The following is a 20,205-nucleotide window of genomic DNA, read 5'->3' on the forward strand; positions in this document are numbered from 1 at the left end:
GGTCTCCACCCTCGCTCCGTTCGCTGCGTTCTCGCCCCCGCTACTCTCGGTTCGTTTCCCATAGCAATCGGCGGTGAACGGCTAGCTGTGTGATGATGGCAGCTCATACGGATCGTTGTAGCGTTTTACCGGTAATCGCTCGGACGAGGCAGTGGCCACCGGTAAAGAACTACAACGGACCGTATCAGGCGAGGGATTCTGACCGATATGGACGATATCTGTTGTGGCGCGAGCTGGGGGATGATCGTGGGATGCGGTCGACGTTCGCGCTACCACGCACTTTGTTCTACACACCTCACGCTCGACACACCGTACTCAAACACACCCGCCTTCGCGAATCGGTCACCGAATTCGGATAACAGTCGAATCGGTCGGCTGATACCGCCCGTTGTCGGTCGCGACGAACGCCCGAATCTCGTACTCGCCCGGGTCGGGAACGACGTACTCGTGGCGGCCCGCGGTCCGCTCGAAGCGGCCGTTCCAGGTCACGCGGATCTCCTTTCGCTCACCTGCGCTGAACCGAAACGTAGAGGGGGCGGACTGGAGATACCGGCGCTCGTCACTCGCCTCGAGCTCACCGTTGACGGACCAGCCCCAGCGCCGGCGGCGCGGGGTCGGCACGGCAACTGAAACCGGGAGCCGATTCCGAAACGTGACGGTGAACGAGACGTCCTCGTCCTGGGCGTAAACGTCGCGGTCGCTCGTCACGGACACCGAAATCGCTCGCCGAGCGAGTGGCTCGGGGACGAGCGACGAGAGCAACGACGCGATCGAGTACCGAGAGTCGGACGTGGACTCGAGTCCGGTTCCAGAGTCGGTTCTGGGTCTGGGACCGTGTCCAGGGCCGACACCGGACCCGGACGGTCGATTCCCGCCGGTTCGACCGCCGTCACGTCGGCTGCCTGTGCGCTGATGATCGACCATCAACTACGACATCAACGACGGTGTACTAAATGTTGTAGTCGCCACCGAGAATCACTGCACATCCGACCGCACGATGTCTATGCGATTAGAGTTGAGATCGTTTCACTTGTTTCTGGACTTGGGAACTGTCTTTTCAGCGGGAACTCTGATTGAGCCGTTCTGGTCGTACTCGCGTGTTTGACGATAGCTGCAATCGGTATTTGAGTTTGAAGAAGATATTTGGGTGTTAGGAGGTTACTTTATTGTGATGGAACGGCGCAAATTCATCGCAACGTCGTCGCTCCTTTCGTTCGGAGTAATAGGGTGCTTGGGCAGAGAAGAAGAAACTGAATCAGAGAGCCCTGTTGGGATGTCCGTTGAGTCTCTCTATCGGGCCTCTCCCCTTGCGGATGGCGAACTGGCAAATGGCCTATCAAGCACACCGTCATCCTACCAGACAGTTCTTGCCGATAGAGCGGCAGCCGAAGCTCGGCTAGAGCAGCACGAGGATGTGGATGCGTTTATCAACGAGACGGATTTCAACGAGTCATATCTTGTGGCCATCTTGGCGGGATTGTGGTCAAGTCCGCATCGGTTAGAACTGGCGGCGATGGATCGCACGGAGTCCGGTATCCATGCAGTTGTAGAGACCGTCTCTCCAGACGCAGGAGACCACGATTTGGCCTATCATGGATTAGTCCTCCGTATCACCGACGAGGTGGCCGGAATCCCCAAGACAGTGAGTGTTGAGGTTGACGGCGAAGATGCTGGGACCACCGAACGTACTTTGGCTCTCGGTGAAGCACCCCCCGTTTCGATTGAAGCGGCTCCCGACCAAGAGTACGAACAGTCTAGGGACGACAATCGTGTCTCCATCGAGACCGAAACGGGAGAGACGAAAGAGATGGCGTTTGCCGAATGGGGCACAAGACAGGCAACGAGCGCCGCTATAGATCACGTCCAAACGTTCTTTGAAGAAGAGGGTATCGTGAAGGGGACGGTAGATGGTGCCGAAATAAGTGAAACCGCGATGGACGTTGAACCGGATGCGGTCACGGACGAGTTCTTCGAGAACGAAGAAGCCGTTGACCCGTCGGAATTCGAGAGCGAGGCCGCTGTCGTCCCTGTCGTCCGTCATACAACAATGTATTCGAACGAGGGTGAACTCGAATATGGATCGGGTGAGAATTGGGGACCCCAAGTGGACTTCGAAACAGTCGTCGAATCGACGCCCCAATCTGCCGAGGTTACGGTAACATTCCCGGAGCGAGACGACACGTCGGTAGTTCCAGTGCTATGTCTTCGAGAGGAAATATACTAGATGGCACGTTTCTCCGTAAACTAGGGCTTTCGTACTCAACCCCACGAACAAACGTCCATCACGACCTGACGACGCTGAAGAGATTCTCGGTGAGCACCTTGATGAGGCGAAACAAGGCAAGTTCGAAGAGCGGTTTTACAGGTTGAGCAGGCGCAAAGCCTCGCCGTTCACGGCGGGGATACGCGCCGTCGCACGATGACGGTAACCAAGACAGAGCGGATACGAACAAAGGGTGCGCTCGTACGCCACTGCAGCCCGACAGGCCCCCACCGTGTCGAACAGAAACCCCCTATCGCCACGCCGGAAGTGTCATCGCCTCGTCCGCTCGCATGGAGAGCCATGCGTCGTCGGCCGAGATATCCGCAATGACGTACTCGTCGCTCGAATCGGAAGAGTCAATCGAGCCGACGACCGTCTCGTCTGCCGCTGTGGTGTGGGGTTTCGACACCATGGTAGAGAGTGGCAATCCAAGACATATAAGCGCGTCGAATCAACCTGTCAGAAAGTGAAATATATCTCACATATCTGGTGAACACGGGCGCACGAAACACTGGGTTTATACTCATTTTTGCCCTACTGTAGGGACATGAACGTAGCCGACGCGATGACACCCCGCGAGGACGTGGTGACCGTCGACCTGCCAGGCACCCGCTCGGACGTACTCGAGTACCTCCAGGAACGGTCGTTCTCGTCAGTGCCGGTCGTAAAACCGACGGACAACGGCCCTGAGTACCGCGGACTGGTCTCTCGAGATACGCTGATCGAGCAGCCCGACGAAGACCAGCTGGTCATGTTGATGGACGACGTGCCGACGACGACGCGCGAGACGACACTCGAGGAGGTCGCCCGAACGATGGTCGAGGAGGGCGCGCGCCGCGTCCCGGTCGTCGACGGCGAGTTCGAGGGAATCATCACGGTGACGGACGTGATCCACGCGATTGCGACGGGCGATCAGGAAACTGACGACACCGTCGGCGGCTACGCGAGCGAGGACGTGAACACGACCTACGAGGGCGCGCCGCTGTCGGTCGCCGAGCGTGGGCTGTCGTACGCGAACGTCCCCTACACGATCGCACTGGACGACGAGGGTGGGATGAGCGGTGTCCTCACGGAGGTCGACATCATCGAGGTCGCCCGCATCGTCGAGGGCGAAGAAGAGACGGGGAACAACTTCCCGGATCAGGACTCGGAGTGGTCCTGGGAGGGGATCAAGGGCGTCGGCAGTCGCTACCTCCCAACGCGGGACATCGAGATTCCAAACGGTCCCGTACGGGAGTTCATGAGCGATGACGTGGTGACGGTCTCGACCGAGAAGACGATTCAGGAGGGCGCACAGCAGATGATCAGCAACGATATCGAACAGATTCCGATGGTGACCGGCGAGCAGCTCGTTGGCATCGTCTGTGACGTAGATATCCTCAAAGCACTCTACGAATGAATTGAGTCTTAAATAAGACATATGACACAGTACGATCTAACCGAAGAAGACGAAGCAGTTGTTGAGAGCGATAATGTGAGCGAGAAACTCGTCGAACTCGCAAAGCGCCGGGGCTACTTCTTCCAGTCCTCGGGCGCGTACGGCGGCGTCGGCGGCTTCTACACCTTCGGTCCGCAGGGCGCAGCCCTGAAAGGCAACGTCGAGGACGCCTGGCGCGACCGCTTCGCGGTCGCCGAAGGCAACATGGAGATCGACGCGCCGACGATCATGCCCGAACCCGTCTTCGAGGCCTCGGGCCACCTCGACGGCTTCGACGACATGCTCGTGGAGTGTCCGGAGTGTGGCGAGAGCCACCGCGCGGACCACGTCGTCGAGGACAACACCGAGTACGAGGACGCCGAGAGCCTCCCCATCCCCGAGGTCGAGGAGGTCATCGCCGAGTACGAACTCGTCTGTCCCTCCTGCGGTGCCGGCCTCGCGGACCAAGCCGTCGAGACGTTCAACCTCATGTTCGCGACGAACATCGGCCCCGGCGACTCCCAGCCCGGCTACCTCCGCCCCGAGACTGCACAGGGCATCTTCGTCGAGTTCCCGCGACTCAAGGAGTACGCCCGGAATCAACTACCGTTCGGCGTCACCCAGATCGGCCGCGCCTACCGCAACGAGATCAGTCCCCGGCGCTCCATCATTCGGACGCGTGAATTTACGCAGGCCGAACTCGAGTACTTCGTCGATCCCGAGGAGGACGAACCGGACCTCGAAGCGGTCGCGGACGTCGAGGTGACGCTCTATCCGGCGGCCGAGCAGAACGCAGCGGACGGCGATGAAATCGAGACGACCATCGGCGAGGCCGTCGACGAGGGCATCATCGGCGACGAGTGGGTCGCCTACTTCCTCGGCGTCGCGAAGCCGTGGTACGACGCGGTTGGCGTCGACATGGACCGATTCCGGTTCCGCCAGCATCTCTCGGGTGAGCGTGCACACTACGCCGCGGACTGCTGGGACGCCGAGAGCGAAATCGACGGTAACTGGATCGAGATGGCCGGCTTCGCCTACCGTAGCGACTACGACCTCTCGAAACACGCCGAATACTCCGAAGACCGATTTACCGTCTTCCGGCAGTACGACGAACCGAAGACTGTCGAGCGCGCAACCGTCGACCCCGACATGAGTTATCTGGGTCCCGAGTTTGGCGGCGCAGCACAGGACGTTGTCGACGAACTCGAGTCCCTCGCCGGCCGAGACCGGGCTGCGTTCGAGGGCGACAGTGTCGAAATCGAACTCGACGGCGAGAGCCACGAAATCCCTGTCGAGAAGACCGGCTTCGCAGTTGAGGAACAGACCGAGGCCGGCGAGCACATCGTCCCCCACGTCGTCGAACCCTCCTTCGGTGTGGATCGGCTGGTCTACACCGTCCTTCACCACGCCTACGCGGAGGACGAGGTCGACGGCGAGGAGCGTACCTACCTCGCACTTGACCCCGAAGTCGCGCCCACCTTCGTCGGCGTCTTCCCGCTGCAGAACGACGACGAACTCGAGGCGACCGCGGACGAGATCGTCGTGGACCTCCGCGACGTGGGTCTGTCGGTGACCTACGACGACTCGGGTAACATCGGTCGGCGCTACCGCCGCCAGGACGAGGTCGGCACGCCGTTCTGCGTGACCGTGGATTACGAGACGCTCGAAAACGAGGAGACCACCGTCACGGTCCGCGAGCGAGATACGACGGCGCAGAAGCGACTGCCGGTGTCGGAGCTCCCCGAAATTATGGCGGATCTTCGAGCAGGTGAACTCGAGTTCGACGAGCTCTGACGGGGGTAGTGGGATAGCGGTATAGCAAAACAGGAGAACAGGGACGACAGGATGAACGGGGACAGCGATCGGGGAACAGGGGCCACCGAGTCCGATTACGACGCTGTCTTCCAGCCGCCAAAGAGTGTGATTAGCAAACACGAGCCGATAAGAGAGAAGCAAGCGTACTTCGGCTAACCCTCATCGGGACGGCGAACTATCCGTAATGCTGCTCGAACAGAGACGTTTTATCGTTCGGGAGTGACGTTTTCAGCGAGCAATGGCTCACCAGCAGTCCACCCTTCAGGACGAAATTGTTCGCTCGATAACGAGCGGCACGTTCGCGGCGGCCGTTCTCTGGGGTGCAATCGTGTGTACCCTTCTGAATATCGTCGAGTACAATATGACTGGACTGCTCACGAGTTCGTACACGGTCGGTTACGGACAGCTCGTCGGTGGCGCTCTCGCCGGTGCACTCTACGCCGGGCCACGACAGGAGGTGCTGAAAGCCGGTGGCTGTGCAGGTGCGATCTCGGTCCTCGTTCTCGGACCGATTACCTTGCTTCTCATCATGACGGAACGCGCACTGACGTTCGGCATCGAGGCCGTCGTCTTCGAATCGATCGTCTTGCTACTCACCGCGTACCCCGTTGCTGCCGGGTTTGGGGCACTGATTGGGGGAATCGGCGCGTATATCAGTCGGTGGCTTTCCTAACACACCACCAGGAAGCGACAGTCTGCGCAACGGATACAAGTGTTTGATCACGACCAGCAGACCAGGACGAACCACACAGGCGACAACCACGTCCCAAACGTAACCGACGCACTGAAGGTCACCACCTCCGACGGAAGAGACAGAGACGAAACGATGGCCGACGAACTCAAACGACGGCTCGTCCACTCGAGTGGGGCCGGCCTGGTCGCCCTCTATCTGCTCGCAACCTACCTCGACCTCGGCCTCACCTGGGAGCGCTTTGGCGTCCTCATGACGGTCCTCGCCGTCGGCACGATTGCACTCGAGTTCGTCCGATTGAACGTCGGACTCGACCTCTGGATCTACGAGAAGTTGACCCGCGACTACGAACAGGACCAGTTCGCGGGCTATGGCTACTACATGGTGAGCATGACCATCGTGGTCTTGCTCTTCCAGCCAGATATCGCGCTGCCGGCGATGTTGATGCTCGCCATCGGCGACCCAATCAGCGGTGCCGTGTCGGACAACACGCTGCGACGGGTCAAGAGCACGAAGGTACTCGTCACGATGTTCGTCGTCAGCGCGATTATCGCCGCGCCGTTCCTCTACGAGGTGCCGCCTGCCGTCCTCGCGGCCGCCCTCGGTGCGACTATTGCCGACGGCGTGAAGGTCCAGATCGGCGACTTCATCGTCGACGATAACCTGACGATTCCGATCTACGCCGGCGTGCTCGCGTGGGTTGTACTCGAGTTCGGGCCGGTCTGAAAACGGGCCATGCCGCGGGCGGTTTATTTCTTTTCGAACCCTACGATTATATCTTCAAGATCAGATACGAACACAACCCCACTTGCATCGCCTGTGGCGGTGGACCATGCTCGACGTACTTCGACACGGCTGACGACAATTCGTACAGGTGACCAGACTGCTCGCGTTCGCGGCCGCCGTGTCCGTCGCAGTGACGGCGTCGCGACTCGATGTCATGTTCCAGTATATCCGCTTCATTCGTCCAGGTCGTAGGACCTATTCGCACTGGAGCAACGCGACCAGTACAGTTCACTTTCACCATGCTTTCTCAATCCTTAACCGGACCCGCGTCGAAGCCGCCGCCAATGGCAGCCCAGGACGAGGAGCCGCCCTCGATCGATCACCCGCTACTCGAGTCCGACTTTCTCGAGCGCCGCCTCTATCAGCTGAAACTCGCCGGGACCGCCGCGAACGGTCATACGCTCGTCTGTCTCCCGACGGGCCTCGGCAAGACGACCGTGAGCCTGCTCGTGACGGCGCGGCGACTCGACGAGGTCGGCGGCACGTCGCTGATGCTCGCTCCCACGAAGCCGCTCGTCCAGCAACACGCCGACTTCTACCGCGAAGCGCTCAAGATTCCCGACGACGAAATCGTCGTCTTCACCGGCGACGTGAGCCCGGACGACCGCGCCGAACTGTGGGAGGAGGCGACGATCGTGATGGCCACCCCGCAGGTGATCGAAAACGACCTCGTCGGGAGTCGCATCTCGCTCGCCGACGTGACCCACCTGACGTTCGACGAGTGCCACCGCGCGACCGGCGACTACGCCTACAACTACATCGCCGAGCGCTACCACGCGGATGCGACGGACCCGCTCGTGACGGGGATGTCGGCCTCGCCCGGCGGCGACGAGGAGGCCATCCTCGAAGTCTGTGAGAACCTCGGGCTGCAGGAAGTCGAGGTAATGACCGAGGAGGACGCCGACGTCGACGAGTTCACCCACGACACGGAGGTCGAGTGGGAGCGGATCGACCTCCCCGACGAGGTGCTCGAGATCCGCGACGCGCTGAACGAGGTGATCACAGACCGACTCGAGAAACTCAAAGAGCTAGGCGTCGCGAAGTCGACCCAGCCCGACCAGTCCCAGAAGGACCTGAACCGGATGCGCGCCGAGTTACAGCAGTTGATCAACAACGACCAGTCGGAGGGGTTCAAGGGGATGTCGGTCCACGCGGAGGTGATGAAGCTCCGCCAGGCGGTCACGCTCGTCGAAACCCAGAGCGTCGAGGCCCTGCGGCGGTACTTCGACCGCCAGCGCAACCAGGCCCGCTCCTCGGGAGCGTCGAAGGCCAGCCAGCGGATGGTCTCGGATCCGCGCGTCCGTGAGGCCATGCGGAAGGCCGAAAGCTTCGACGAGTTACACCCCAAGTACCGCAAGACGCGGATGCTCCTCGCGGAAACGCTCGGACTCGAGGGCGGCGAGCGCGTGATCGTCTTCACCGAGTCCCGAGACACGGCGGAGGCGCTGACGGCGTTCCTCTCGGATAGCTTCGACGCGAAGCGCTTCGTCGGGCAAGGCGACCGCGAGGGATCCGACGGCATGACCCAGAAGCAACAACAGGAGGTCCTAGACGAGTTCCGCGCGGCCGAGTTCGAGGTGCTCGTCTCGACATCGGTCGCCGAAGAGGGCCTCGACGTGCCCGAAGTCGACCTCGTTCTCTTTTACGAACCGGTTCCTACGGCAATTCGATCCATCCAGCGCAAGGGTCGGACGGGACGTCAGTCCGAGGGCCGTGTCGTCGTTCTCATGGCCGAAGACACCCGCGACGAGGCCTACTTCTGGATCTCCCGCCGCCGCGAGAAAGAGATGGAGTCCGAACTGCGCGAGCTGAAGGGGATGGCCGACGACCTCGCCGAGGAACTCGACGAGTCCCAGCAGTCGCTCGCCGATTTCGGTGGGGACTCAAGTAGCGACGGAGCCACCACCAATGCCAACACCGATGCCGGCGGCCAGGAAGACAGCGAAGTGAAAGTAGACGAAAACACCACCAATCCCGACGCAGTCCCCGACTCTTCCAGTGGAAGCGGAGGGGGTTCGGATCGGCCAGGACTGCGGGAGTTCGATGCGGCCAGCAACGACGATGAAACGGCGGACGGCGAATCGGACAGCGAGACCGACAACGTGGAGACGCACGAGCCGTCGGCCGAGGGCGACGCGATCGAAATCGTCGCCGACCAGCGTGAGATGGACGCCAACATCGCCCGCGACCTCTCCCGACGCGAGGAGATCGAGGTCCGACTCGAGACGCTCGACGTGGGTGACTACGTCCTTTCGGATCGCGTCGTCGTCGAGCGCAAGTCCGTCGCCGACTTCGTCGACTCGCTGGTCGGCGGCGACCGCTCCGTCTTCGAACAGGTCGGCGCGATGGCCCGCCACTACGCCCGCCCCATCGTCGTCGTCGAGGGTGACGGCCTGTACGAACAGCGAGACATCCACCCCAACGCGATTCGCGGGGCGCTCTCGAGTCTGGCTGTCGACTTCGGTGCGAGCGTGCTCCGAACCGAGGGGGAAACGGAGACGATGGAGTTGTTCGCAGTAATCGCAGGACGGGAACAAGAGCTTTCAGACCGAGAGGTCTCGGTCCACGGCGAGAAGCAGTCGAAGACGCTGGCCGAGCAACAGGAGTACGTCGTCTCCTCGATTGCCGAAATTGGGCCGGTGACAGCGCGCTCGCTACTCGAGGAGTTCGGCACGGTCGAAGCGGTGATGATCGCGACCGAAGACGAGTTACAGGCGGCCGACGGCGTCGGACAGGTAACTGCTGAACGAATGCGAGAGGTTATCGGCAGCGAGTACACCGGACCAGGCTAGCACGCGTCCAAAACGGTAGCTGTCCCGGGGGAGTGCTATAGTAGTCACTGCAAGTCACTGCACACCAGATCGCACGACAGCTGTGCGATCAGTGTGTAAATAGTTGCAGTCGTTACTATAGTGATTCGAACCGGGCCGATGACCGGCCGTACCGAGTGTGGGCAGCGGGCATATGCACGCGAACCCGTTACAGGCCCTGCCGTAGACGATAACAGCAGCCAGTGTCACTCGCCGGATCAGACATCTTGTCGGCAACGTCGCCGCTCGTCGTGGAGTCACCGCTGACGGGGTTGTTCGGCGGTTCTGTAGCGTTGACCCTTCCGTTCGACGACCCCGTTGCAATCTTCGGGCTCGCAGTGGCGATTTTCCTGATCGCACCACTCGTCCTCAAACGGTATCGGCTGCCGGGCATCGTCGGCATCATCCTCGTCGGCGCGGTGATCGGCCCGAACGGACTCCACCTCCTCGAACGCGGCGAGACGATTCAGGTGCTCGGCGAGGTCGGCCTGATCTACCTGCTGTTCATCGCCGGACTCGAGATCAACCTCACGCAGTTCGTCGCGTACAGAGATCGAAGCATCGTCTTCGGGCTGCTCTCGTTTTCGATTCCGCAGGCTGTGGGTACCGTCGTCGGCGTCGCAGTGCTTGACCTGTCCGTTGCTGCTGCGTCACTGTTCGCAGCGATCTTCTCCTCACATACGCTGCTCGCATATCCAGTGGTTACCCAACTTGGGATCGCGAAAAACGAGGCTATTACTGCGACGATCGGCGGCACGATCCTGACCGACACGCTGGCGCTGCTCGTGCTCGCGGTCGTGATTGCCGCGGTCGGTGGTGATCTGGACGCCGCGTTCTGGGTGCAGTTGACGGCCGGACTCGCGGTGTTCTTCGTCGGCGTCTGGCTCGTCGTGCCGCGGCTCGGGCGCTGGTTCTTTCGGATTCACAGCGAGGAGAGCTACTTCGAGTACCTGTTCGTCCTCGCCGTCCTCTTCGGCTGTGCAATCCTCGCCGAACTCGTCGGCGTCGAGCATATCATCGGCGCGTTCCTGGCCGGATTGGCGCTCAACCGCCTGATTCCCGAAACCGGGCCGTTGATGAACCGCATCGAGTTCGTCGGCAACGCGCTGTTCATCCCATTTTTCCTGTTATCGGTGGGGATGCTCGTCGATGCACGAGTCTTCTTCGAGGGGGCCGAAACGCTCCTCATCGCCGGCTCGTTGCTCGGCATGGTCGTCACCACGAAGTACCTCGCCGCGTGGGCGACCGGCCGGCTGTACGACTACGACCGCAACGAGGTCTACAGCATGTTCGGCCTCTCCGTCGGCCAGGCTGCGGCGGCGCTTGCGATCGTCCAGATCGGATTCGAGGCCGGCGTCGGCGGGTTCAACCAGCACATGATCAACGGCGTCGTGGTGATGATCCTCGTCGTCAGCCTGTTCAGCCCAACGCTCGTCCAGCGAACTGGTGCAGAGATTGCTCGTGCGCGCGAGCGTGAACCGTACGACCCGGATACAGCTCCACAGCGAATTCTCGTCCCGGTGGCACACGACTCGAGAGCCCCCCTCTCACTGCTCGGACTCGCGATGGCAATCCGCGACGAGCGAGCCGACGAACCGATCCACGCAGTCACCGTCGTCCGTCCCGAGACGGTCACGCAGACCGCCGCTGCAGTCGGTGATGCGGAGACGCGGCTCGAAACGCTGACAGACGAGACCGCGGCTGCAGCGGTGCCACTCGAGACGCACACTCGAGTAAACCACAATATCGCCTCGGGAATCGTCGGCTCAGCGGTCGACAATCGCATCACGACGCTGGTGATCGGGTGGGACGGCGCTCGTGCGCGGACACAGCGGGTGTTCGGCCACGTGATCGACCAGGTGCTCCGGCGAACGACGCAGCTCGCGCTCGTCGCGCGGATTCGTGACCGGCTCAACACAACACAGCGGATCGTGCTCGTGCTCCCCCCGAACGTGGCTCGCAACGACGGGATCGCCGAAGCGCTGCACACGGTGGCCCTCGTCGCTGAGCAGACGGGAGCGCCGATCCATGGCGTTGTGGTCGCCGAGGAGTCGGCGCAGTTCGAACGGCTGATGGAGGACATTGCACCGGAACAGCCAGTCGAGTTCGACACGGTCGCGGACTGGGATGACCTGACCCAACCGCTTCGCAGCGCAGGTGAGGCGGGCGACCTGATCGTCTGTCTGAGCTCTCGCCGGACAGACACGGGATGGCATCCGGAGCTCCAGACACTGCCAGCACGAATCGCGCGGCTCACCGAGGGGAACTTCGTGATACTGTATCCGGCGGTGGCAGAGCAAACGGACGACCGGCAATTCCTCCGGTTCTCCTGATCGCCACCGGTGGTCGGCAACGTCAGCAATCGCGACAGCGACGACGGGCGAACTCAGCGAAGCGACTCCAGCGTCTCGCTCGCTTCACGAGCTGCCTCGAGACACTCTTTCGCGTACCGCGGGTCGTCGGTAGCCGCTGCCTCGGCGGCGAACTTCTCGAGTGCACGCGTCAGCGAGTCGCGAGCGGCGGAGCGGTCGCCGGCGCTGCTGTCAGTGGCGTTCGTGTCGACACTGCTGGCCGGTGTTGGCTCGTCGCGGCGAGGTGGTGACTCTGGGTGGGCCTTGGTCTGGTTCTGGGACTGGGTCCGACTCTGAGGCTGAGACTGAGTCTGCGGCTGAGACTGAGAGTACGACCCCGACGCTGGCCGTGACCGGTCTGCATCCGTACGGTCCGAATCAGTCTCATCCGACGGCTGAGACGTGACTTTGGGATCTCTTGGCGCGTCGGTGTCGGCGCGGTCGGCCGTCTCGGACGAGTCCGCGGCGGCGTTTCGCTCGTCTGTGGCGGTCTCGGGCCCAGCCCCGGCCTCGGGCGCAGTCTCTTCGGGCGTAGCATCCTCGGCTGCATCCGCGTCAGCCGCGTCCGCCTCCAGTCCGGTCCCCTGCACGGCATCCGGATTCCCGTGACAGCTTGGACAGAACGTCGTGCCGTTCTCCTGAAAGAGCGGGTCGCCGCAGGTGCCACAGTGGGAGTTCGTCATCGTCGCTCCCTTGAGCAGCAGGTCGCTCATACGCTGGGTGGCCTGTCGCTCTTCCTTGTCGCGCTCGTACTTCTCCCGAAGCTTCTCGCGCTCGGCCTCCTTATCGAAGTCACTCATATCCACTAGAACGGTGGCATCCGTCGAAAAAGCTGCGAAGGCGAACCCACCGAATTTGGGGTCACTCCGTCCGCCGATACATCCCCTTCGACGCCGGTCGCGTCTCCTCGTAGCCGAACGACTCGTAGAAGCCGTCGATGTCGGCCATGAGGTTGACGTACGCCGACGGGGGCGCTTCCGTCTCGAGGTAGGACTCGAGTTGGGCCATAATTTGCGTGCCGAGTCCCTGGCGCTGGTGGTCGGGGTGGACAGCCATATCCGAGATCTGGTAGACGGTGCCACCGTCACCGACGATGCGGCCCATGCCGACCGTCTCGCCGGTTGGTTCGTGGACAACGATTACGCCGTAGACGGAGTTAGGGAGTCCCTGTTCGATGCCCTCGGGAGAGCGTGGCGGCATGTCGGCGGCCTCGCGCAGCGCAGCGAACGTTTCAGGATCAGGAAGTTCCTCATGGATGGTGTACGGGTCAGCAGTGGCATCGGCGGTGTTCGAATCAGTCATAGGTGGACCGAGGAGGGGACGCACAAAGCCGGTACCGATTCGGTATGGCGGCGGTGGCAAGTACCGATAGCGGCTGTCGTACAACGAGTCAGGAATCGGGTCGCGACAGGGTTACTCGAGTGCTGCCTCCACGGCATCAACGGCGGCCGTGGGTGTCTCGACCGTCTCGATCTCGAGTCCGGCGATGTCGTGAGTCTCGAGACCAACGATGGGGCGGTCGTAGATGCCCGCGAAGCCGATTTCGGAGAGCGTGCCGACACCGCCGGAGAGCGCGATGACTGCATCGCCGTTCATCGGAACGAGTGCGTTCCGGGCGTGGGCGAGGCCGGTTGCGATCGGGACGTCGATGTGCTCGTTTGCGGTGGTCCGCCGGTCCCCGGGGAGGATGCCGATGGTGCTCCCGCCAGCCTCTTTCGCACCGCGGCAGACGGCCTCCATCGTCCCGCCGAGACCGCCACAGACAACCGTGTGGCCGCGCCGACCGAGTTCACGGCCGACTTCTGCGGCGCGGTCGGCTTCGTCGTTCGTGATCGTTCCGCCGCCGATGACGCTCACTCGCATGTGGGTGAGACGGCGGCGCTGGCTCATATCAGTTCGGGACGTGTATCTGTCCCTGCCACGCGACGACGGTGAGTACGACGATCAGGGTTCGACAATCGTCGATAGAAATATCGTCATATCGTGCGAGAAGAGCGGGATTCGACGGATTTAACGCAGGGGCAAGCGGATCGTTACGTGGTATGACGAAAGTTAGCGTGGTCGGCGCGGCCGGAACGGTCGGGGCCGCCGCAGGGTACAACATCGCGCTTCGGGACATCGCAGACGAACTCGTCTTCGTCGACATCCCGGACAAGGAAGACGACACGATCGGTCAGGCCGCCGACGCGAACCACGGCGCAGCCTACGACTCGAACACCACGATCCGCCAGGGCGGCTACGAGGCCACCGAGGGCTCGGACGTCGTCGTCATCACGGCCGGCATCCCGCGCCAGCCCGGACAGACGCGGATCGACCTCGCGGGTGACAACGCGCCGATCATGGAGGACATCGGCTCCTCGATCGCGGAGTACAACGACGACTTCATCACCGTCACGACGTCGAACCCAGTCGACCTGCTCAACCGCCACCTCTACGAGACGGGCGACCGCGCACGCGACAAGGTGATCGGCTTCGGCGGGCGACTCGACTCCGCTCGCTTCCGCTACGTGATCTCCCAGCGCTACGACGCACCGATCCAGAACGTCGAGGCGACGATTCTCGGCGAGCACGGCGACGCCCAGGTCCCTGTGTTCTCGAAGGTCCGCGTCAACGGCCAAGACCTCGAGTTCACCGACGACGAGAAGGACGAACTTCTCGAGGAGCTCCAGACCTCCGCGATGAACGTCATCGAGAAGAAAGGCGCGACGGAGTGGGGACCAGCGACCGGCGTCGGCCACATGGTCGAGGCCATCCTCCGCGACACCGGCGAAGTGCTGCCGGCAAGCGTCACACTCGACGGGGAATTCGGCCACGAGGACACCGCCTTCGGCGTTCCCGTCAAACTCGGCTCGAACGGCGTCGAGGAAGTCGTCGAGTGGGACCTCACGGAGTACGAGCGTAACCAGCTCGGCGAGGCCGCAGAGAAGCTCTCGGACCAGTACGACAAGATCGCCTGATCGGCGCAGTACGGCGAGATCTGGAGAGCTGCGAGAATTGCGAACTGCTCTCAATTCGGATCAGCCGGATCGACCGCAAACAACCGCGACCGATTTTCTCACCGCATTCATCTCTCCGACCGAAACGGTAACATACCCATTCAGCCTCGAGCGTGCACTGGACGATCTATCCGTCTCTGTCGAGTCAACGCTCTACATCGGCGACAGCGAGAGCGATATCCTGGCTGCAGAACGGGCCGGACTCGAGTCCGTCTTCGTTCGCCGACCCCACTGTCGCGAGGTCGAACTGGGAGTGGAACCGACGGACGAGGTCGAAGACCTGCACGGAGTGAAACGACTGGTCCGCGAGTGACAAAGCAGAACACAGCCTACCGTTTCCGGACTCGCATCTCGACCAGCCCGGGATCGAGTTAGTCGGGGTTCTCGGTCCCCTTCCAACCAAATGTGATCCAGTATACAAGACGCAGTGGCTGACCCTGCCGCTGTATAGAAATGAGTGACAAATCGAGAGTGATTTTCAACAGTACAATTCCTTATAAGAAACCTCCGCAACTGCTGAACTCCCTCCGAAGTAATAATGTCTGACAGTTGAGGGGTTTCGGCCGTTCCCGAAGGTGACGTCCACAGTAGTACGACTGATCTTCGAATAGTTCTGTCCGACAGTATACGCTCTTGCGAAGTGGATTGCTGATGGCGAGAGAAACGGCTCAAAGTCGCAGAAGGCAAGGGCACCGCTCGCGCGGTTCCCGATATGTTCCCTGTGAACCTGTTGGTGTCGAAATCGACTGCCGCGGACCTGTTCCAACAGGTCCGCTGATGTAACGGTGTCGAATTCCCCCGCTGCCGTTCTGTCCTGACGGTCAGAAACGGGAGCTACCGGGTGCATCAGCGGTATCTGTGTAAGAGTTGTTGTCGCACATTCAACGACAAGACCGGCGCAATTTTCGCTCATTCAAAGCTCACACTCAAAGAGTGGAAATTCATGATCTGCTTGTTCTTACGCTTCAACGCGAGCATTCGGCAGATCGAAGCCGAACTCGACCTCTCGTACAAAACGGTAAGACAGCGCGTCGAGCGCTCTGGCAAAGCGCTCGACGCGCCTTCACTCACGCTATTTGGCCCCGCCGAAATCGACAGAGTATACGTCCCAGCAGGGTTGAAAGGTCGCGAGCACGACCAGAAGGCACGCTTGCGTGTCCTGTCCACGCGTGGTCGTGGATCGTACGATGGAGACAAACCACCGGTATTCGCGCTCGTCGATCGTGGCAACAGCCAGCGATTCGTCGTGCCAGCGAAATCCGCGGACAAATCGACGGCTCAGTCCCTTCTTGCGGACCACGAAGAGAAGCCACTGACAGTGTATACCGACGGGTTTCGTGCGTACGACCCGCTTGAGAACGATGACGCATTCACGGGCGAATGCGTGGTCCATGGCGATGGTGAATACACTGATGGATATGTGCACGTCAATACCTGCGAGAGCCACATCGAGGAGTCTCGAAAGACAAGTTAACACCGTATCTCAGAGCGTTTTAGCTTCAGCGTGAACTCTATAGAAAACCGAGCGATGAAGTTCTCTAACATGCTATCGATGCTGTACTCTGAGAATTAACAACGTGTTTGACAAGCGTACTTGATAAGCAAGGACGGAGAACAGAGCGGTTCCGGAGTCGATAGGATATCTCGTACCACTTAATGCAAAATCACTAGACAGCACTCCATCAACAATGTGCTATGAAGGATCCTACGTTACAATTATAATACAACAGGACCAAATGAAAGTATGAAGAAGACTATAATATTATTAATTATTGGTCTAGTGCTGATATTGAATCCGGTTTATCTATACTCTTCTGGAGGGGGTATAGAATATAATTACAAACCAATTGAATTGAATAGTACTGACAGTGTTGAAAATGCTCTTGTGGAATCCGACAGAGTAGTTGAATGTCCTGGGAACCGTGTATGTGAGTTAGAACAAGAAGCTCTAGTTGATAACTCAAGCAATAATATTAGGCAATCGCAGTATGAAAGCCCGTATGATGTTGTGAAAATTGATGATGGTTGGTATATAACAATATACGATCCAAATGACCAAGGTTCACAACTTAAGGAGGTTACAGCAATGGAAGCCGCAAAGACTGTTGCAACTCCTGCTGGCGAATACTCTACTACAGTACAGACAGCAATTGAAAACGATGAACACACAGTTTATGGGAAACAAATTGCTGCCTACGAAAGGGGCGAAGTTGTTGAATACAATGAAGATATCTATTTAATAACAATAGAAGAGAGCAGACATTGGACCCAAGAAAATAGCCTGTCAATTGTTCGAATATTATTGATATCACTTGGTAGTTTCACCATGATATTTGCTACTCTTTGGCGAGAGAATAGATAGTGAGAAGTGGTGTTGTGTAATACCTTATCTAATTAGGCCATGTCTGATAGCTTGGGTAAAGCGGCACCTCTATAGTACTCTGTGTTGGATTAATATTGGGATCATTAGGATGTGTAACTGTCCAACGAAATCTTCCACCGATAGGTACTGATTGTAGAGAATATACATCATTGACGTTATCTTTTACACCCACTAGAACACCATACGATTCCTCTTGATCTTCTGGGAATCTCTCTGCCTCAAGGGTCCATTTTGCATGCTGCGTATTGTTATTATAGCTACCATTTATTGACTCAGGAGAAGTTTCGTACGAACTTAGAGCTAAGGCAGCACTAAATGGCCCATGCCCAACTGAAAGGGCAAGTGAAACATCAAATTGAGAGTCAGTGTCCGATATACTATCAGGCACCATACCATTTCGTCTAACTTCATCATTGTCTGGTTCAAAGTAAAAACTGTAACTCTCTGGGTTCGGACTCCACATAGGAGAATCCGAGAGGTCCGGTTCTTGGACAAAGAATGTCGATAGACACCAATCTTTTGCTGCCCCCCTTCTTATTTTCTCGTGGTCTGTTTCACCTTCTTCACCTAAGGCACCGACAGCCAATTCGTAGTTCGCCATTGAATCGTTTGTTCCTTCATTTTCATATTCATAAGAATACCCTGCGATCAAATCCCCCTCGAAATCAAGGTCAGAACTTGCGTGGCTCGTCTCTACATCACCATCATCATTATTTTCTTTTCTATTATTCTCTTCCTCTGGATTTATTAATTCATTATTATCTATTCTTTTTGTTTCTCGGTCTTTAATAAGTGCCACGTACCCAATACTTTCTTTGCTTCCCTCAACAAATCCACTTACTGATTTAGGGTTTTTATTGATTGAAATATATGTCTCTGAACTTTTCGTAGATTCTTCTTTGCTAACTTCCGATGTTGTTGTTGTTGTTGAGTAATGTCGGAATTCAACTCCGTCACCATTTTCGTTAAATTGAGGGTTATCCTCAAGTGAGAAAGAGTATTGTGAAGGGGACTTTTTAGAATTGAAGTTAATTTTGATGTCACCCTTAATTTTATTATTAATCTCATTTAACTCTACTTTTATACCACCAAGATTATCCATGGTAGAAGGATTATAAACAACTCCTTCATATTCATTTGCTGAATTAGACGTTGCTGTACCGAGTGTGGATAACGAAATTGATCCACAAACGGTTGCAAGCGGTACTGATTTCAAAACGGTTCTCCGACGTTGTTGTTCGGGATTATCTCCCATAACTCATCAAATACAGTCGTTGTATATAATTGTATTCTAGTATATTTTATATACGTTAGTCTATTATTTTATACTTTCATCTATATCATCATTTTTATCTTCCTTAAATATGTCTCAACGAGTCGTTATATAGAGATGGATTTGCCTAGCTCACGGACGCTTGATGTTGTAGACCGCACTCATCAGAATGATTTCACGGAACTCTCGATACCAGCTTTGCGCACGCACGTCGGAGCCGAGCGTGCGCTTGATCACGGAGAAAACAGTCTCAAACGACGCTCTGTGACCATACAGAGTTCGATTGGTTCTTCTTCTCTCAGCCTATCGCGTAATTGCTGCCAATCGTAACCTTTGTCGGCAGCGAGGCTGTGCAACTCGCCCGTGTTCGGCGGGCGAGTTGCCAACCGAGTTGGGTGTCGTGACATTTCTCGGTCGTACAGTGAACATCGAGGATAGCTTGTGACTCTGTGTCGACGAGGGTGATTATTTGAGCTTTTGCACGCGGTAATTCCTCCGTCGGCAGTAGTGTTTGCTGGCGTTTTCGCGGTCGAAAAGCATCGCGTCCATCGCACATGACCAGACCGCTATCTTAATCTTGCCAAATGCTTTTACTAGCGTCGAATGATCAAAGATATTGACCTTAAGAAGGCAATATCTGTCAGTATTTGTGGTACTTCGCTCAAAAGATCGAGCACCTTCCGGTAGGACTTCTCCAAGTAAATTCGGAGACAATGGAGCGAAACAACGGCGTAATCGGCGCAATCTTGTGATTCACCAGAACCTTAAATATCCTTCTAGTACCGATCACTTTGTCGATGAGCGACTCACCGGAGAATATTAAACTCGAAAAGATGACGGCCTTGAGAAAACATGTTGTTGTTTATCAAGAAACTAGCCGCACGACAGTTGAAGGCGATAGCAATAGCTCGTGAGTTAGGGTACTACGAGGTACCACAGACGGGATCGTTGGCCAACGTAGCGACGGCACTCGAGTGCTCGGAGAGTGCGGCCTCGACGTTGCTCCGAACGGCGGAGTCGAAACTGGTCGATGCTGCAGTACAACGGTAGAAGTGTTGGAACCCGAGCGCCCGATCAGGGAATTAGTTGCTCGCCATCGTCGTCGTAGATTCGAATCGCGTCGACGGGACACGTGCGAGCGGCGAACTTCGCGTCGAGTTCAGCGTCCTCGGGTACCTCACGGACGAAGATGCCGTCTTCGACTTCTTCGCTGTCCTCGAGGATCGCCTTTCCTTTCGATTTGTCTTTCGTGAAGCCCTCCCACTCGGCGACACACTGGTACATGCCGATACAGGTGTCCTCGTCGAATTCGACCTTCATACGCGAGGCTTGGACCGATCGTCGTAAATCGTTAGCGGTCGGGACGATGGATCGGCGTCCGTCGGTACCGGTTGGCAGACACCGTCCGGTATATGGTATC

The 20,205-nt window shown here is 58.3% G+C and carries 18 protein-coding genes and 3 pseudogenes; 13 read left to right on the forward strand and 8 right to left on the reverse strand.

Annotated features, from left to right (window positions below; all coding sequences use genetic code 11):
• Positions 1 to 342 precede the first annotated feature (342 nt).
• Positions 343 to 924, reverse strand: a complete 582-nt coding sequence (locus C482_RS03780; protein ID WP_006166148.1) for a hypothetical protein — start codon at positions 922 to 924, stop codon at positions 343 to 345.
• Between the two features lie 247 nt (positions 925 to 1,171).
• On the opposite strand from C482_RS03780, the gene C482_RS03785 reads away from it, so the two are divergent.
• Entirely contained in the window at positions 1,172 to 2,224 is a 1,053-nt protein-coding gene (locus tag C482_RS03785; protein WP_049896460.1) for a hypothetical protein, read from the forward strand.
• 289 nt (positions 2,225 to 2,513) lie between these two features.
• Here the strand turns inward: C482_RS03785 and C482_RS21730 are convergent, their stop codons facing one another.
• Positions 2,514 to 2,675: a DUF7556 family protein gene (locus tag C482_RS21730; protein ID WP_006166150.1), complete on the reverse strand. Its 162-nt coding sequence runs from the start codon at positions 2,673 to 2,675 to the stop codon at positions 2,514 to 2,516.
• A 135-nt stretch (positions 2,676 to 2,810) separates the two neighbouring features.
• On the opposite strand from C482_RS21730, the gene C482_RS03790 reads away from it, so the two are divergent.
• The 7 genes from C482_RS03790 to C482_RS03815 all read left to right on the forward strand — a co-directional run bounded on the left by C482_RS03790 (position 2,811) and on the right by C482_RS03815 (position 12,115).
• Positions 2,811 to 3,662 carry a CBS domain-containing protein gene (locus C482_RS03790; protein ID WP_006166151.1) on the forward strand — a complete coding sequence of 284 codons (852 nt, stop codon included), beginning with the start codon at positions 2,811 to 2,813 and terminating at the stop codon, positions 3,660 to 3,662.
• A 21-nt stretch (positions 3,663 to 3,683) separates the two neighbouring features.
• Positions 3,684 to 5,474 (forward strand): glycine--tRNA ligase, encoded by a 1,791-nt coding sequence (gene glyS / locus C482_RS03795; RefSeq protein WP_006166152.1) that lies wholly within the window; start codon positions 3,684 to 3,686, stop codon positions 5,472 to 5,474.
• A gap of 51 nt (positions 5,475 to 5,525) precedes the next feature.
• Positions 5,526 to 5,651, forward strand: a complete 126-nt coding sequence (locus C482_RS22600) for a hypothetical protein (protein ID WP_275039616.1) — start codon at positions 5,526 to 5,528, stop codon at positions 5,649 to 5,651.
• Between the two features lie 82 nt (positions 5,652 to 5,733).
• Positions 5,734 to 6,168 carry a DUF5518 domain-containing protein gene (locus tag C482_RS03800; RefSeq protein ID WP_006166153.1) on the forward strand — a complete coding sequence of 145 codons (435 nt, stop codon included), beginning with the start codon at positions 5,734 to 5,736 and terminating at the stop codon, positions 6,166 to 6,168.
• Positions 6,169 to 6,321: 153 nt separating this feature from the next.
• Positions 6,322 to 6,912, forward strand: coding sequence for a diacylglycerol/polyprenol kinase family protein (locus C482_RS03805; protein ID WP_049896470.1), 591 nt, complete (start codon positions 6,322 to 6,324; stop codon positions 6,910 to 6,912).
• Positions 6,913 to 7,256: 344 nt separating this feature from the next.
• On the forward strand, positions 7,257 to 9,764 hold the full coding sequence (locus C482_RS03810; protein WP_006166155.1) for a DEAD/DEAH box helicase: 2,508 nt from the start codon (positions 7,257 to 7,259) through the stop codon (positions 9,762 to 9,764).
• Between the two features lie 221 nt (positions 9,765 to 9,985).
• Positions 9,986 to 12,115, forward strand: coding sequence for a cation:proton antiporter (locus tag C482_RS03815; RefSeq protein ID WP_006166156.1), 2,130 nt, complete (start codon positions 9,986 to 9,988; stop codon positions 12,113 to 12,115).
• A 53-nt stretch (positions 12,116 to 12,168) separates the two neighbouring features.
• On the opposite strand, the gene C482_RS03820 is transcribed toward C482_RS03815, so the two are convergent.
• The 3 genes from C482_RS03820 to C482_RS03830 all read right to left on the reverse strand — a co-directional run bounded on the left by C482_RS03820 (position 12,169) and on the right by C482_RS03830 (position 13,996).
• Positions 12,169 to 12,933 (reverse strand): Sjogren's syndrome/scleroderma autoantigen 1 family protein, encoded by a 765-nt coding sequence (locus C482_RS03820; RefSeq protein ID WP_006166157.1) that lies wholly within the window; start codon positions 12,931 to 12,933, stop codon positions 12,169 to 12,171.
• Positions 12,934 to 12,994: 61 nt separating this feature from the next.
• Positions 12,995 to 13,435, reverse strand: a complete 441-nt coding sequence (locus tag C482_RS03825; RefSeq protein WP_006166158.1) for a GNAT family N-acetyltransferase — start codon at positions 13,433 to 13,435, stop codon at positions 12,995 to 12,997.
• Between the two features lie 111 nt (positions 13,436 to 13,546).
• Positions 13,547 to 13,996, reverse strand: a complete 450-nt coding sequence (locus C482_RS03830) for a TIGR00725 family protein (RefSeq protein WP_049896462.1) — start codon at positions 13,994 to 13,996, stop codon at positions 13,547 to 13,549.
• Between the two features lie 179 nt (positions 13,997 to 14,175).
• On the opposite strand from C482_RS03830, the gene mdh reads away from it, so the two are divergent.
• The 4 genes and pseudogenes from mdh (at position 14,176) to C482_RS21035 (ending at position 17,491) form a co-directional block, all read left to right on the forward strand.
• Positions 14,176 to 15,090: a malate dehydrogenase gene (gene mdh, locus C482_RS03835; protein WP_049896463.1), complete on the forward strand. Its 915-nt coding sequence runs from the start codon at positions 14,176 to 14,178 to the stop codon at positions 15,088 to 15,090.
• 109 nt (positions 15,091 to 15,199) lie between these two features.
• The gene (locus tag C482_RS03840; protein WP_394295531.1) at positions 15,200 to 15,442 is read left to right on the forward strand and encodes an HAD hydrolase-like protein; all 243 of its coding nucleotides are present in this window, start codon (positions 15,200 to 15,202) and stop codon (positions 15,440 to 15,442) included.
• Between the two features lie 399 nt (positions 15,443 to 15,841).
• Positions 15,842 to 16,671 (forward strand): annotated as a pseudogene (locus tag C482_RS03845) (IS1595 family transposase).
• A 202-nt stretch (positions 16,672 to 16,873) separates the two neighbouring features.
• Positions 16,874 to 17,491 (forward strand): hypothetical protein, encoded by a 618-nt coding sequence (locus tag C482_RS21035; RefSeq protein WP_152421961.1) that lies wholly within the window; start codon positions 16,874 to 16,876, stop codon positions 17,489 to 17,491.
• Between the two features lie 28 nt (positions 17,492 to 17,519).
• On the opposite strand, the gene C482_RS21040 is transcribed toward C482_RS21035, so the two are convergent.
• The gene (locus C482_RS21040; RefSeq protein ID WP_152421962.1) at positions 17,520 to 18,767 is read right to left on the reverse strand and encodes a hypothetical protein; all 1,248 of its coding nucleotides are present in this window, start codon (positions 18,765 to 18,767) and stop codon (positions 17,520 to 17,522) included.
• Positions 18,768 to 18,917: 150 nt separating this feature from the next.
• Positions 18,918 to 19,525 (reverse strand): annotated as a pseudogene (locus tag C482_RS20265) (transposase); the annotation flags it as partial.
• Between the two features lie 130 nt (positions 19,526 to 19,655).
• Here C482_RS20265 and C482_RS20270 point away from each other — a divergent pair.
• A pseudogene (locus tag C482_RS20270) lies at positions 19,656 to 19,835 on the forward strand (helix-turn-helix domain-containing protein); the annotation flags it as partial.
• Positions 19,836 to 19,859: 24 nt separating this feature from the next.
• Here the strand turns inward: C482_RS20270 and C482_RS03860 are convergent.
• Positions 19,860 to 20,105, reverse strand: a complete 246-nt coding sequence (locus C482_RS03860; protein ID WP_006166165.1) for a ferredoxin — start codon at positions 20,103 to 20,105, stop codon at positions 19,860 to 19,862.
• Positions 20,106 to 20,205 lie beyond the last annotated feature (100 nt).

Origin of the sequence: Natrialba chahannaoensis JCM 10990 (genome assembly GCF_000337135.1) — an archaeon.
Taxonomy (GTDB): domain Archaea; phylum Halobacteriota; class Halobacteria; order Halobacteriales; family Natrialbaceae; genus Natrialba; species Natrialba chahannaoensis.